The sequence below is a fragment of the Bacillus sp. (in: firmicutes) genome (genome assembly GCF_031983925.1).
In the GTDB taxonomy this organism is placed as follows: domain Bacteria; phylum Bacillota; class Bacilli; order Bacillales; family Bacillaceae_G; genus Bacillus_A; species Bacillus_A pacificus.
Map to the genome: position 1 here is coordinate 614,807 of NZ_DALYZR010000003.1, position 14,470 is coordinate 629,276.

Here is a 14,470-nt window from a genome sequence, read left to right on the forward strand (position 1 = left end):
AGCAGGGCGCTTTTTGTGCTACATAAGGTAGCGTACATAAATATAAATATGAGAAATGATTAATGAAACGATCATAATTGGGAAACCGACTTTTAAGAAGTCCATGTAGCTAAATTTATGTCCTTCTCGGCTTGCGATACCTGCAACGATTACGTTAGCAGAAGCGCCGATTAATGTTCCGTTTCCGCCTAGACAAGCACCTAATGCTAATGCCCACCATAATACGTCGATTTGCGCGTCAGCAGGTGATAAACCTAATCCGACAGCCATATCGTTAATAAGAGGAATCATTGTTGCAACGAATGGAATGTTATCAATCGTTGCAGAGGCGATACCAGATACCCATAAAATAAGGATAGATGCGTAAGAAATATCTCCGCCTGTTATGCCAATTACTTTTTGAGCTAACATTTTAATAAGACCGATATCGATAAGTCCTCCAACGAGTACGAATAGTCCTGCGAAGAAGAAGATTGTTACCCATTCTACACTTGCGAATACTTCTTCAATTTCATGTTCTTTCACACCGATTAACATAAGTACAGTAGCACCAGTTAAAGCGATGATAGCTGCATCAACGTGGAAAATGGAATGGGTCATGAAACCTACAATTGTAAGTCCAAGTACTGTTAAAGACTTTTTCATTAATACTGGATCTTTAATGTATTGTTTTTCATCTAAACTCATTAATTTTTTAACTTGTACAGGATCAGCGATTAATTGTTTGCGGTACATGAAGTAAAGTATTGCTGCTGTCACAGCAATAATAATAATTACGATTGGCGCTAAGTTTAGCAAGAAAGCATTGAAATCTAAATGCTTATTGGCAGAACCAATCATAATGTTAGGTGGATCACCAATTAATGTTGCTGTTCCCCCGATGTTTGAAAAAATAATTTCAGAAAGTAAATAAGGAACAGGATTTACTTGCAGTATGCGCGTAATAGATAAAGTAACTGGAACAACAAGAAGTACAGTTGTAACGTTATCTAAAAACGCGGAACCAAGTGCAGTAAGTAAGGAAAGTGAAATTAAAATTTTAATTGGATTTCCTTGCGCTCCTTTTGCTGCTTTAATGGCAACGTATTGGAAGACACCCGATTTACTCGTAATGTTCACCAAAATCATCATACCGATGAGTAGTGTAATCGTCCCCCATTCAATATGTTTCGTAAAGGCATTGTGTAAATCAACAACCCCCATAATTACCATGAGTGCTGCACCAAGAAGTGCGATGACAGCGCGATTAATTTTTTCAGAAATAATAATGGCATATGTAATTAAAAAGACTGCGATAGCAAAATAATACTGCCAGTTTGCGAGCTCTTGCGTTGTTTCGTGCAAAACTCTCATCTCCTTTCATTCACTTTTCTTAGTGTGTCAAAAATTAACTAGATGAAACACACATAACGTCATTATAAAGTAGAAAAATGTCGGATGTAAATGAAAGGGCTTATTTTGTTATATTTTCTGCAACTGTTACTTTTTCTTATTTTTAAAAATATTTGCGGGCATTTGACATATATATAAGATACATCCAATCTGAATATTTAAAATGGAATTAGCATTCGAGCTTGTTCGTGTAGGAGTGTCAAATAGAAAGGAATGACAAAGATGATAAGGAAGGGATCGTATGAATGAACAACAATTTTTATTTTTGGATTTTGAGTTTACGATGCCCCAGCACAGAAAAAAACCAAAAGGATTTTTCCCGGAGATTATTGAGGTAGGACTCGTTTCGGTTGTTGGCTGTAAGGTAGAAGATACGTATTCAGCTCATGTTAGGCCGAAGACTTTTCCTTCTTTAACGGATCGATGTAAGAAATTTTTAGGGATTAAACAAGAAGTCGTAGATAAAGGAATTTCGTTTCCAGAACTCGTTGAAAAACTTGCAGAATATGAAAAGAGATGTAAACCGACCATTGTTACGTGGGGAAATATGGATATGAAAGTGTTGAAGCATAATTGTGAAAAAGCGGGAGTAGATTTTCCTTTCCAAGGACAGTGTCGTGATTTATCACTTGAGTATAAGAAGTTTTTTGGTGAGAGAAATCAAACAGGACTGTGGAAAGCAATTGAGGCGTATGGAAAAGTAGGGACGGGTAAGCATCATTGTGCGCTAGATGATGCGATGACGACGTATAATATTTTTAAGTTAGTAGAAAAAGATAAAGAGTATTTAGTGAAACCAGCACCTCCAACATTAGGGGAACTCGTTGATTTTTCAAAAGTGTTAAAGAAAGTGAGTACACAGTAACGACCAAATTGCACAGTATGTAATTTGGTCGTTTTGTTTTTTTAAAGTTTGTAGTCTTTTTTTAATTGCTCTAATGTTTCTAGACTACGAACTGCAAAAGGTGAATCATCTTCAGAAAATGAATTCATTTGAGTTTCTAATGCTAATTTGAGTGAATCTGTATAATCTGGAATTTCTCCTTCATATTTCTTCACCATTTGCTCTGGAATGTTCGTCTGTTCACGAAAAGCTAAAGCACGTCTTTCGTGGAAAAATGGTACGTCAGCTTGTTTTACGTTATGTAAGTCACCTTGCACCGGATGTTTTAAAACAGCTAATACTTTTACGACGTAACTGCCAGGGCGGCTATTTGTAACTTCGCCAATGTATTTTCCCGTTTTATAAATACCAGTAACGATTTCGCCAATTTCAAATGTTTCTCTCATATTTTTCACCTCAAGTTTATAGTAAGGAAAGTAGAAGAAGGAGTCAAAGAAATCATTCGCGTTCGGAATGCCCCCTTGAGAATGTGGATAGGTTCCACTATAATTTAAGATAATATAACAGAAAATTCTGATGACTTGTGAATCCTATAATAAGGAGTGATTTATATGATGCCATTATATTTTCCGGAAGATAAAACAGAATATATTATTCCAGGGATTGTTTGTGTTCTATTTATTATCGGTGCGGTTGCCACGTGGCGTATGTTCATTCGTGTATCAAAACGAGAAGCAGATCGATTACAGAAAGTTGAAGAAAAGCTGTTAGCTGAAAAGAAACAGTAACTCATTTTTGTATGTTTCCCTCTATGCTCGGACAATCTAAGGGCAGAATGTATTTTGGAGGGAATAAAATGAAAAAACGGCTTTTTTTCAGTTGTTGTTTACTATTTCTGATGGCAGGTTGTGACCAAGGAAAGCCGAAAGAAATTGACGTGAAATTACATAATGCTTCAGGTGATGAAGTGGGGACTGCGAAAGTAGTGCAGCAAACAAGCGGAGTAAAAATTAAGATTAAAGGGGAAGGGTTCACACCTGGCCCACACGGCATACATGTACATGAAATTGGTGAGTGTAAAGCACCGCGTTTTGAATCATCTGGGAATCATTTTAACCCTGATAATAAAAAGCATGGACTCCTTAATCCGAAGGGTGCAGAAAACGGTGATTTACCGAACGTAATTGCAGACGGTTCCGGGAAAATTAAAGCAGAAATTGATGCGCCACATATAACGCTTGAAGAAGGGAAAACGACGATTCATAGAAAAGATGGAGCGTCTATTATTATTACAGAAAATGCTGATGATGGTATGACACAACCGACAGGTAAATCAGGTGATCGAATTGCTTGTGGGGTTATTGTAAAAAAAGCGTCGGATATGAAGAAAAAATAAAAGCTACCGTGCGCGGTAGCTTTTATGTGTAGTGTAAGTGAAAATATATCGGCGATTATTGGGATATATCGACTGTAACTTAAAATATATCGGCGATTATTGGAATATATCGACCGTAACTCAAAATATATCGGCGATTTTTAAAATATATCGACTTACCGACAAAATATGACAAAGGAGGCTGTCCAAAATAGCCTCCTTTCTTATTATGAAAACGTATGGCGCAGCCTATTTAAAATTTCTTCTAAAACAGACCTTGGACAGCCGATGTTAATTCGAATATGTTCTTCGCCGCCTAATCCGTATTTCTCACCAGGTTCAACAATAATTTTTCCTTTTTCTTCGAGCAATTTAGTGCGCTCATCTTGAGACAGTTGTAGGCGAGAGCAATCAATCCATAATAAAAAGCTACCTTCTGGCTTCGTTACGGAAAGAGAAGGTATGTGATCTTTCATATATTTACAAGCAAATTGAGCATTATCTTCTATATATAATCGAATTTCATTTAGCCAATCGTTACATTCTGTATAGGCACTTACCATCGCTGTATAGGCAAATGTATTTAATCCGTGGAAGCCTTGTCTATATTGGATAGATGTAAAGGCTTGACGGAGTTTTTCATTTGGAATGATAATAATCGATGCTTGTAATCCAGCGATATTAAATGTTTTACTTGGAGCCATACAAGTTATCGTGCGCACTGCTAGTTCTTCAGATAAAGAAGCGAACGGTGTATGTGTATGATTTGCATAAATAATATCGGAATGAATTTCATCTGCGACAACGATTACATTATATTTTGTACATAAAGATCCAAGTTTTGTTAATTCCTCTTTCGTCCAAACACGACCTATCGGGTTGTGAGGACTGCAAAGAAGCATAAGTTTGACGCCTTGTTGAAATTGCTTTTCTAAATGTTCGAAATCTATCGCATATGTATCATTGTGTTTCTGTAATGGACTTACGCATAATTGTCTATTGTTTGTTGTGACCATTTCGAAAAATGGGGGATAAATAGGTGGTTGTACGAGAACGGATTCGTTTTCCTTTGTGAAGGCCTGTATGCTCGTACTAAGAGCTGGAACGATTCCGGCGCTAAAGACAATCCATTCTTTTTGAATATCCCAGTTGTACTGTTTTTTTGTCCAATTACAAATAATATCGCCAATATTTTCGGGAGGAAGTGTATAGCCGAAAATAGGATGCTCGATACGTTGCTTTAAAGCAGTTTGAATTGGTTGTGGTACTTCAAAATCCATATCAGCAATCCAAGCGTGGATAAGTTCTTCGTTTTTATATGTATCCCATTTTGTACTATGAGTTCCACGGCGATTGACTGCGTTATGAAATAGTTGCATAAGTTTGCTCCCTTCTTCTGTAAAACCGTTAAGTTATGAATGTTCTCTCTCTTCTTATAGAATAGCTGATGTGATAGGATAAAGAAAAGTATTAAAAAGTGAAAAGGCGGGAAGCGAATGGGTACATATGAAAAGATGATAGAGGTTGTGAAGAATTGGGATCCGTTTCAAATGGGACCGGAGTTTTATGAAACAGAAGCGAGCGATGTTGTGAACGTCGCAAGTGTGTTTGATGATTCAAAATACATCGCAAAGAAGATTCAACATATATACTTTATGTCTTTTGAGGAAGTACCTGCGCTTGAAAAATGTGAGAAGTTAGCTGTGGAATTACTTGTAATAAAAGAAGGCGGAAGTTGTTCAATATAGGCTGTCGGAAATTCCGACAGCCTTTTTTACATTATTGCGCAGAAAAAGCGATAATTTCTTCATAAACATGTTCTGGTTTTTCTTCAGGTAGTAAATGCCCTGTGTTTTCGTAAGAAATAAATTTCGAATTCGGTAAATCTTTGTGCAGACGATGACCTACATGTACAGGGACGACCCGATCTTTTTCACCCCAAATGAGTAGCGTAGGTGTTTCGATTTTTTGTAATTCAGTTGAAGATAAGTCACCTTCACGATCTCGTATCATACGAGTTAAAGCGGGGAATATACGGTCGTCATAAAAAGGAGCAGAGTAACCTTCCTTCATTTCATCGTCAATTAATGAGTGATCATGAACGACATTCATTAAGTTATGAACAATACCACGCCGTATAATCCAGTTCTTTACGTATAAATGAAAGAACGGTAAATAAGAAGAGTACAGTAAAGGTAAAGTTGCGCGTGCTAAATAGCTCGAGCTACATAGTAAAATTGTCTTTGAAATTAATTCAGGACGTATACGGTTTACGTAAAGTGAAATTTGGCCGCCCATAGAATGTCCAACTAACACAATATTTGAGAGAGATAAGTGTTCAATTAAATCGATTATAATCGTTGCTAAATTATGATAAGAGTACTTAAATAGATGAGACTTATCACTTTTTCCGAACGGTGGTAAATCAAGAGCAATGACTGTGCCTTCTTTCGATAGTAAAGGAATAAGACGGCGGTAACTGAATGAGGAAGATAAAAAACCGTGAACGAGCACGAAAGTCGGATGTGTTGTTTTATTATCATGTTCATACAATTCGTAATGAATCGTAGTGCCGCGAGTGGAAAAAGTGAAATAAGGACAAGTATATTGGTGATTCATTTTTTGTCACTCCATTGATTTTTGTTCATATCATCTCCAAGGCAGAAAAAAATATGTTAACAAAAAAAGGCAAGATGACGATGTCATCTTGCCTTTCGTATATTCAGTATTACCCGCGAACAATATGAGGCGGTGTTTTTCCTTGTAACGCTGCAACTAAATTTTCAGCGGCGGTCATAGCCATTTGTTGCCTAGTTTTTAATGTTGCAGATCCGATATGTGGTAAGGTCACAACATTTTGTAATGATAAGAGCGGATTATCTTTTTGAATCGGCTCTTGTGTAAACGTATCGATGCCTGCTGCAAAGATTTTCTTTTCTGTTAACGCATGGATTAACGCTTCTTCATCTACTGTTTTCCCGCGAGAAGCATTAATGAAGATAGCTGTTTCTTTCATGAATGAAAATTCCTTTTCTCCGATAAGATGGTACGTTTCATCTGTTAATGGAGTAAGAAGAACGATAAAGTCAGACTGTTTGAGTAGCGTCTGTAAATCACAATATGTAGCATCGAATTTTTGTTCAGCTTCTTCTTTTCGGCGACGGTTATAATAAAGAACATCCATATCAAATCCGAATTTCGCTCGTTTTGCAACAGCTTCACCAATTCGGCCCATACCGATAATGTCGATTGTACTATGGTGTACATCTAGCCCAAAGTGCTCTTTTCCAATTTCGGCATTCCATTCACCATTTTTTACGTAGGAGTCGAGTTCACAAACACGACGACCAGCAGATAACATAAGAGCAAAAACGAGGTCAGCTACTGTATCATCTAGTACGTAAGGTGTATTTGTTCCGATTACATTGCGTTTTTCCATCGCTTGTAAATCAAAATTATCGTAACCGACAGAAATGTTGCTTACTACTTTTAAGTTAGGAGCCGCCTCCAATAATTCTTCATTAATAGCAGATCCAAAATTTAATAAACCATCTTTATCTTGTATTTTCTCTAGTAGAACATCACGAGGTACCTTCTCATTTTGCTCCCATTTTTCATAATCACAGTGTTCTGATAAATAGTTTTCTACAAATGTTGGAACTGGTTCAGCAATATAAACTTTTGGTTTCACGGTTCCATCCCCTTTCGCTTTATCACGCATTTATCCGCTGATTAAAGTTTCACTTTACCCCGCTTTAACGAGCAGTAAGACTCCCACCTAAAAAGAAGGTTGAGACAAAGAAGCGAGGTGGGAGATCAACTGCTCGTAAAAGCCCGATTGGTTCAACTAATAATCAGCGGGGTGAAGCATTCCGCTGATTAAAGTTTCACTTTATTTTGACATAATTCACTAAAAAAATCTTCTTTTCAAACTGGAAAGGCTATTTGTATAATTTAGACACAAACGAAAAGGAAGGATGATTTATATGGTGACAGAAAAGGAATTAGAATTATTAGCTTGTCTTGAAAAAAGTAGTCGATTATCTGTAGATACATTAGCGAAGCTGTTAAATATAGAAGTAGAAGAAGTAAAGAAAATGGTTGAAAAATTAGAAGCGGAAAAGATTATTGTGGATTATGTAACACATATCGATTGGACGAAGGTGAAAGAACATACAGGTTTAACGGCAATGATTGATGTGAAGGTTACGCCAAAGCACGGCGTTGGGTTCGATGCGGTTGCGGAACAAATTTATCGTTATTCAGAAGTAAAGTCTGTGTATTTAATGTCAGGGACATACGATCTTTCTATTACGTTAGAAGGAAAGACAATGGGAGAAGTAGCGATGTTTGTTTCTGAGAAATTAGCAACAATTGAATCTGTTGTTTCTACGACAACACATTTCATTTTGAAGAAGTATAAACATGAGGGAATTATTTATGAAAAAAACGATGATGATAAGCGAATTGTGGTGACACCATGAAGCAATTTGAACTATCTAGAGCGGCAGAATCGTTACAACCATCTGGTATTCGAAAGTTTTTCGATTTAGCAGCTAATATGAAAGGTGTTATATCTCTTGGGGTAGGGGAGCCTGACTTTGTTACACCTTGGAACGTGAGGCAAGCATGTATTCGTTCTTTAGAACAAGGATATACGTCATATACAGCAAATGCAGGATTATTGGAGCTCCGTCAAGAAATAGCAAAGTATCTAAAAAAACAATTTGCAGTTTCTTATGATCCAAACGATGAAATCATTGTTACAGTTGGAGCAAGTCAGGCGTTAGATGTAGCGATGCGCGCCATTATAAATCCTGATGACGAAGTACTTATTATTGAGCCAAGTTTCGTTTCTTATGCCCCACTTGTGACATTAGCTGGAGGCGTTCCAGTTCCTGTGGCGACTACTTTAGAAAATGAATTTAAAGTACAACCAGAACAAATTGAAGCAGCTATTACAGCGAAGACAAAGGCAATTTTACTTTGTTCACCAAATAACCCAACAGGTGCAATGTTAAACAAGTCCGAGCTTGAAGAAATAGCAGTGATTGTTGAGAAGTACAATTTAATCGTATTATCTGATGAAATTTATGCAGAACTTGTATACGACGAAGCATATACAAGTTTCGCGAGTATTAAAAATATGCGTGAGCATACGATTTTAATTTCAGGATTTTCAAAAGGATTTGCAATGACAGGATGGCGTCTTGGTATGATTGCAGCTCCTGTTCATTTTTCAGAATTAATGCTCAAAATTCACCAATATTCTATGATGTGTGCCCCGACGATGTCTCAGTTCGCAGCACTTGAAGCGTTACGTGCGGGGAATGATGAAGTAATTCGGATGAGAGATAGTTATAAGAAACGCCGTAATTTTATGACGACATCTTTCAATGACATGGGATTAACGTGTCATGTGCCGGGTGGAGCATTTTATGTCTTTCCTTCAATCGCTTCAACTGGACTATCTTCAGCGGAATTTGCAGAACAGTTATTATTAGAAGAAAAAGTGGCTGTTGTACCTGGAAGTGTATTTGGCGAAAGTGGCGAAGGGTTTATTCGTTGTTCGTATGCAACATCGCTTGAACAGCTTATGGAAGCAATGAAGAGAATGGAACGGTTTATAGAGAATAAAAAAAGGACAAAACACAATACGTTTTGTCCATAAAAGGGGGGGAATACTAGAAAGCCATGTGTTAGTATTCTATCCTAATATTGGAGAATTATACTTACTTAAGGAAATTTTTTCATGAATTTTGAATGAGCTCTGTCATAGTGGTATAATTTACTAATATAAGGTATGCGTATCCTGAGTTGCTTTACTTAGGGTACGTATTAACTAATCGGATATTTAACAATAAATCATCTGCTTTGCTATCTACAATTGTAGAGAAAATGGTAAACGTATGGGAGTGTTTCATATGTCAGAACAATATACAACAGGAGTGGTTGTAACAGGGAAAGTGACTGGGATTCAAGATTACGGTGCATTTGTAGCGTTAGATGCAGAAACACAAGGACTTGTGCATATATCAGAAATTACAAATGGATATGTAAAGGATATTCATGACTTTTTAAAAGTCGGCGATACAGTAGAAGTAAAAGTACTTTCAATTGATGAAGAACACAGAAAAATGAGTTTATCGTTAAAAGCGGCGAAAAGAAAACAAGGACGGATTCTTATACCGAATCCATCTAAGGACGGATTTAATACGCTGCGAGAAAAGCTAACAGAATGGATTGAAGAGTCCGAGTTAACAAAGTAAAAGAGGAGCGCATATGAGCGTTCCTCTTTTACTTTTTCTTATGATATATATTTGCAAATATGATTGCATGCAATCATATTCGTATGTCGAAGGTGAGTAAGGACATACTGACTAGCGAATTTCGTTCGTTTCTGGGTGAGTACCAAGATTTTCTGATGGTTTAAAGAGTAAACCAAGATTAATCAGCCCAGAAATACCGACGATGCCGTAAATAATACGTGCAAGAGCTGAGTTTTGTCCACCGAAAATGGCTGCCACTAAGTCAAACTGGAAGAACCCGATTAATCCCCAGTTTACAGCGCCAATTACAGTAAAGACTAATGCGATACGTTGCAGTGTACTCATGAAAAAGCCCCCCTTAATTGTGAAGCATGAGCAAGCGATGAGTTAATTAACTCTTTTATAGAATGGTGTAGTTATGTTGTTTTTATACATAAAAAATGTTTGAAACAGGATGTATATACATCTATACCGAAAAATGCGAATTTTTATGCAAAAAATGAACTTTTTTTAAAAAATATATATTGGTTACGTTTACAATTGGCTAATCGCTTGATTTACAACTTCAGTTTCGCTAAAGTGAATACAGAAATACATATCCATAATTGGAGGGAAAAAGATGAGTACACATGTAACGTTCGACTATTCTAAAGCGTTATCCTTCATCGGTGAACATGAAATCACTTATTTACGTGATGCAGTGAAAGTAACACATCACGCAATCCACGAAAAAACTGGAGCTGGGAACGATTTCCTTGGGTGGGTAGACCTTCCGCTTCAATATGACAAAGAAGAATTTGCTCGCATTCAAAAATGCGCAGAAAAAATTAAAAATGACTCTGACATTTTACTTGTTGTAGGTATCGGTGGTTCTTACCTAGGAGCACGTGCAGCAATTGAAATGTTAAACCATTCTTTCTACAACACACTTTCTAAAGAACAACGTAAAACTCCACAAGTGCTATTTGTTGGACAAAACATTAGCTCCACTTACATGAAAGATTTAATGGATGTATTAGAAGGTAAAGACTTCTCTATTAACGTTATTTCCAAATCAGGTACAACAACAGAGCCTGCACTAGCATTCCGTATTTTCCGTAAGTTGTTAGAAGAAAAATATGGAAAAGAAGAAGCTCGCAAACGTATTTATGCAACGACAGATAAAGCGCGTGGTGCATTAAAAACATTAGCTGATAATGAAGGTTACGAAACATTCGTTATTCCAGATGATGTTGGAGGACGTTTCTCTGTATTAACGCCAGTTGGTTTATTACCAATCGCAGTGAGTGGCTTAAATATTGAAGAGATGATGAAAGGTGCAGCTGCTGGTCATGATGACTTCGGAACATCAGAACTAGAAGAAAACCCAGCTTACCAATATGCAGTAGTTCGTAACGCTTTATACAATAAAGGAAAAACAATTGAAATGCTTGTTAACTATGAGCCAGCACTTCAATACTTCGCTGAGTGGTGGAAACAGTTATTTGGTGAAAGTGAAGGAAAAGATCAAAAAGGTATTTTCCCATCTTCAGCAAACTTCTCAACTGACTTACACTCATTAGGTCAATACGTTCAAGAAGGTCGTCGTGACTTATTTGAAACAGTTCTAAAAGTAGGTAAACCTACACATGAACTAACAATCGAATCAGAAGAAAACGATTTAGATGGATTAAACTACCTTGCTGGTGAAACTGTAGACTTCGTAAACACGAAAGCATACGAAGGTACATTACTTGCACATAGCGATGGCGGAGTACCAAACTTAATCGTAAATATTCCTGAATTAAATGAGTACACATTTGGTTACCTTGTATACTTCTTCGAAAAAGCATGTGCGATGAGCGGCTACTTATTAGGCGTAAATCCATTTGACCAACCAGGAGTAGAAGCATACAAGAAAAACATGTTTGCTTTACTTGGTAAACCAGGATTTGAAGAATTAAAAGCAGAATTAGAAGAGCGTTTAAAATAATAAAAAGCGGCCGGATCCGGCCGCTTTTTATTATTTCATCGAAAAATCCATCAGTATATTCAAACTAGAGTGGGTATGCTAAGGAAAAAGTCTAGGAGGGATGGACTTGATTCCGATTCAATCAAATTTAGAAGGACGTACATATGCGTTATATAAGTTAGAAGAAATAATGAAGCCACTCGGATATAGCATTGGTGGCAATTGGGATTATGATAAAGGATGCTTTGATTATAAAATTGGTGAAGAAGATGGCTATCAATTTCTGCGAGTGCCATTTACAGCGGTGAATGGTGAATTAGATGTGCCAGGCGTAATAGTCCGTCTTGAAACGCCGTATATTCTTTCGCACGTATATCAAAACGAACTAGATGATCATGTAAATACGTTAACAGCCGGCACGAGTGGATTGGATCAATTTGCTGAGCCGAAAGATCCAGATGGAGATGTAAAAAGAAAATATATCAATATTGGGAAAGTGCTCATGCAGGAACTAGAGCGTCATTTTACTAATGGTGAATAACAATGAGTATGTCGCTTTCAATGAGAACAAAAGAATGAATTGGGTTAATCATATATTGTTCGTCGCGCTTTATACCTAGTAAGAGAACGTTTTGCTTTAAAAGAGTATAGCTACAATTTGCAAAAGTTTGTCCGGTACAGGATGGGGGAAGCTCCATCAGTTGTAATTTATTATCAGAGATTTCGTCGTAAAGTGAAAATAGTACACCTGAAATGGAAGGGAATAAAAGAGAAGCGGTAAATACATAGCTCGTTAATTTATTTCCTTCTATAATTTCTGACACGCCAGCTCTCGTTGCATTTTGTATTTGTTCAGAAGTAAGAAGTTCAGCGATGCAGTGAATGTTTGGGTTGAGCCCTTTTGCAGTTAAAATGTTTAAAATGGATTGTGTATCTGCTAGGCTTTCATTTTTTTCTTTATCAGCTGTTATTAATATAGTGTGAGCCGTTGTAATATTAGCTTTTAATAGCGTTTGATCGTGATGGGGGCACCCCTTTATAAATTCTAAATGATGAAATGGTTTTGGCAGTAAAGAAAGTGTTTCATCAATTAAAACGATATCAAGGTTCGGCTGTAATACGTGCATTTGTTTTACAACGTGCTTTGCCCGTTCGTTCCAGCCGACGATAATCATATGACCGTTAGAAGTTGCAGCTTCTTCTCCTTTAATCTTCATATATTGTTTACTAATCATTTCAGTAGCGAACAGTACCATATAATAAGAACAAAATCCGGTTCCTAATAAAATAATACCTATACCGATAAGTTTGCCCATTAGTGTATGAGGGGCAAAGTCACCGTAGCCAACAGTGAAAATGGTAACGATTGACCACCAAACTCCATCAAACCATGTAGTGAAGTGGGATGGTTCTAATCTATGTATAAGAAAGCCGGAAAAAGCAGTAAGTATAACAATAAAGCAAATTAAACGGAAAATAATGGAATCACGAAATGTATCTACTAAATTTGGACGGGATTTCAATTGCCTATTCCTCCTTACTTTGCAAGACTACATTCATTGTTGCCATTATAGAAAAAAGAAAAACTCTCTAATTAAAAAGAGAGTTTGTTTTACGTTACATACTTTCCACTTCAGTTTGTTGAACACTTTCAAGGTGCTGGAGAGCATAGTAAACATCAGCAGTATGTCTTTTTTGATCGATACATAATTTAAGATGCAAATAGTGAGAACCATTTTCTAACGTTTTAAGCTTCATATTCTTCACTTTTATATCCATTTCTTTTATTTCTTCAATTACAACCGGGATATTGTCCATATTTCGTACAACAAGTTTTACTGCGATATCACGTTGACGAAATGACCTAGGTCCTACAAATTTCATTGTTAACGGTATAAGTTCAACGCTAATCATAAGGAAACACATTCCGAAAATCGCTTCGATATAAAATCCAGCTCCAACAGCAATACCAATACCAGATGCGCCCCAAATCATAGCAGCAGTTGTTAATCCGGCAATACTATCGTTTCCTCTACGTAAAATAACACCGGCACCTAAAAAACCAATCCCTGATACAATTTGAGCGGCAAGTCGAAGTGGGTCCATATTCATATGATCAGTATGTGGTAAATTGTAAGCTGCTTTAATAGAAACAATGGTCAGGAGGCAACTAATTATAGAAATAACTAAACACGTTTTTAAACCAAGTGGTTTACGTTTTAATTCGCGCTCTAAACCGATGGCGAACCCTAAAATAGCCGAGAGACCTAGTTTGATTAATAAATCGGTATAGTCCATATATATTCCTCCTTGTATGGTATCGTATATAAATAAAACGTTTATTATAGAAAGAAACGTTTTTGGATAGAGTGACTTTATATAGAATATATGTAGGAATCTCTTAGAAATGAAAGAGATATTTCGTTTAAGTATATGATATTAAAAAAGAAATGTAGTTAATTTAAAAAAAGTTTATAAAAGGTGTTGCATTTCATTTTTTTGCATGATATATTAATAACCGTCGCTGATGCGGAAACGCAGAAAACGACAAAAAAGAAATTGAAAAACTTAGTTGACATCGAAAAACGAAGATGTTAACATAAGGAAGTCGCAAATGAGCGACCAAGTAGTTCTTTGAA

17 protein-coding genes are annotated in these 14,470 nt (G+C 36.6%); 9 read left to right on the forward strand and 8 right to left on the reverse strand.

Translation table 11 applies throughout. From position 1 onward, the window contains the following. Positions 1 to 18: 18 nt before the first annotated feature. Positions 19 to 1,344: an ArsB/NhaD family transporter gene (locus RTP99_RS14780; protein WP_000545221.1), complete on the reverse strand. Its 1,326-nt coding sequence runs from the start codon at positions 1,342 to 1,344 to the stop codon at positions 19 to 21. Between the two features lie 289 nt (positions 1,345 to 1,633). On the opposite strand from RTP99_RS14780, the gene kapD reads away from it, so the two are divergent. Further along, positions 1,634 to 2,257, forward strand: a complete 624-nt coding sequence (kapD, locus tag RTP99_RS14785; RefSeq protein ID WP_001005369.1) for a 3'-5' exonuclease KapD — start codon at positions 1,634 to 1,636, stop codon at positions 2,255 to 2,257. A gap of 41 nt (positions 2,258 to 2,298) precedes the next feature. On the opposite strand, the gene kapB is transcribed toward kapD, so the two are convergent. After that, positions 2,299 to 2,682 carry a kinase-associated lipoprotein KapB gene (gene kapB, locus RTP99_RS14790; RefSeq protein ID WP_001209341.1) on the reverse strand — a complete coding sequence of 128 codons (384 nt, stop codon included), beginning with the start codon at positions 2,680 to 2,682 and terminating at the stop codon, positions 2,299 to 2,301. Positions 2,683 to 2,847: 165 nt separating this feature from the next. On the opposite strand from kapB, the gene RTP99_RS14795 reads away from it, so the two are divergent. Beyond that, positions 2,848 to 3,024, forward strand: a complete 177-nt coding sequence (locus tag RTP99_RS14795; RefSeq protein ID WP_000982762.1) for a hypothetical protein — start codon at positions 2,848 to 2,850, stop codon at positions 3,022 to 3,024. A 68-nt stretch (positions 3,025 to 3,092) separates the two neighbouring features. Beyond that, on the forward strand, positions 3,093 to 3,632 hold the full coding sequence (sodC, locus tag RTP99_RS14800) for a superoxide dismutase [Cu-Zn] (RefSeq protein WP_000746511.1): 540 nt from the start codon (positions 3,093 to 3,095) through the stop codon (positions 3,630 to 3,632). 206 nt (positions 3,633 to 3,838) lie between these two features. On the opposite strand, the gene RTP99_RS14805 is transcribed toward sodC, so the two are convergent. Further along, on the reverse strand, positions 3,839 to 4,990 hold the full coding sequence (locus RTP99_RS14805) for a MalY/PatB family protein (protein ID WP_001175871.1): 1,152 nt from the start codon (positions 4,988 to 4,990) through the stop codon (positions 3,839 to 3,841). 117 nt (positions 4,991 to 5,107) lie between these two features. On the opposite strand from RTP99_RS14805, the gene RTP99_RS14810 reads away from it, so the two are divergent. Then, a complete protein-coding gene (locus RTP99_RS14810; RefSeq protein WP_000537635.1) occupies positions 5,108 to 5,359 on the forward strand; it encodes a DUF1871 family protein in 252 nt (83 codons plus the stop codon). Positions 5,360 to 5,390: 31 nt separating this feature from the next. On the opposite strand, the gene RTP99_RS14815 is transcribed toward RTP99_RS14810, so the two are convergent. Together RTP99_RS14815 and RTP99_RS14820 are read right to left on the reverse strand one after the other, a co-directional pair. After that, positions 5,391 to 6,230 carry an alpha/beta fold hydrolase gene (locus RTP99_RS14815; RefSeq protein WP_001016512.1) on the reverse strand — a complete coding sequence of 280 codons (840 nt, stop codon included), beginning with the start codon at positions 6,228 to 6,230 and terminating at the stop codon, positions 5,391 to 5,393. Positions 6,231 to 6,339: 109 nt separating this feature from the next. Then, positions 6,340 to 7,332, reverse strand: a complete 993-nt coding sequence (locus RTP99_RS14820; RefSeq protein ID WP_312366066.1) for a 2-hydroxyacid dehydrogenase — start codon at positions 7,330 to 7,332, stop codon at positions 6,340 to 6,342. 265 nt (positions 7,333 to 7,597) lie between these two features. On the opposite strand from RTP99_RS14820, the gene RTP99_RS14825 reads away from it, so the two are divergent. The 3 genes from RTP99_RS14825 (at position 7,598) to yugI (ending at position 9,880) form a co-directional block, all read left to right on the forward strand. Beyond that, on the forward strand, positions 7,598 to 8,095 hold the full coding sequence (locus tag RTP99_RS14825; protein ID WP_000255699.1) for an Lrp/AsnC family transcriptional regulator: 498 nt from the start codon (positions 7,598 to 7,600) through the stop codon (positions 8,093 to 8,095). Next, on the forward strand, positions 8,092 to 9,282 hold the full coding sequence (locus RTP99_RS14830; RefSeq protein ID WP_000808514.1) for an aminotransferase: 1,191 nt from the start codon (positions 8,092 to 8,094) through the stop codon (positions 9,280 to 9,282). Before RTP99_RS14825 ends, RTP99_RS14830 begins: the two co-directional genes overlap by 4 nt. Before the next feature lie 253 nt (positions 9,283 to 9,535). After that, positions 9,536 to 9,880: a S1 domain-containing post-transcriptional regulator GSP13 gene (gene yugI / locus RTP99_RS14835; RefSeq protein ID WP_000003767.1), complete on the forward strand. Its 345-nt coding sequence runs from the start codon at positions 9,536 to 9,538 to the stop codon at positions 9,878 to 9,880. 111 nt (positions 9,881 to 9,991) lie between these two features. Here yugI and RTP99_RS14840 read toward each other — a convergent pair whose 3' ends face one another. Beyond that, a complete protein-coding gene (locus RTP99_RS14840) occupies positions 9,992 to 10,225 on the reverse strand; it encodes a DUF378 domain-containing protein (RefSeq protein WP_000105788.1) in 234 nt (77 codons plus the stop codon). Between the two features lie 274 nt (positions 10,226 to 10,499). Between RTP99_RS14840 and RTP99_RS14845 the strand changes: the two genes are divergently transcribed. Both RTP99_RS14845 and RTP99_RS14850 read left to right on the forward strand, forming a co-directional pair. Next, entirely contained in the window at positions 10,500 to 11,852 is a 1,353-nt protein-coding gene (locus RTP99_RS14845) for a glucose-6-phosphate isomerase (RefSeq protein ID WP_000103652.1), read from the forward strand. Between the two features lie 106 nt (positions 11,853 to 11,958). Beyond that, on the forward strand, positions 11,959 to 12,372 hold the full coding sequence (locus tag RTP99_RS14850; protein ID WP_000612339.1) for a YugN-like family protein: 414 nt from the start codon (positions 11,959 to 11,961) through the stop codon (positions 12,370 to 12,372). Here RTP99_RS14850 and RTP99_RS14855 read toward each other — a convergent pair. Together RTP99_RS14855 and RTP99_RS14860 are read right to left on the reverse strand one after the other, a co-directional pair. Next, positions 12,359 to 13,354, reverse strand: a complete 996-nt coding sequence (locus tag RTP99_RS14855) for an ion channel (RefSeq protein WP_000842332.1) — start codon at positions 13,352 to 13,354, stop codon at positions 12,359 to 12,361. The genes RTP99_RS14850 and RTP99_RS14855 overlap by 14 nt on opposite strands. A 94-nt stretch (positions 13,355 to 13,448) precedes the next feature. Further along, on the reverse strand, positions 13,449 to 14,129 hold the full coding sequence (locus tag RTP99_RS14860) for an MgtC/SapB family protein (protein WP_000386681.1): 681 nt from the start codon (positions 14,127 to 14,129) through the stop codon (positions 13,449 to 13,451). Between the last annotated feature and the right edge of the window lie 341 nt (positions 14,130 to 14,470).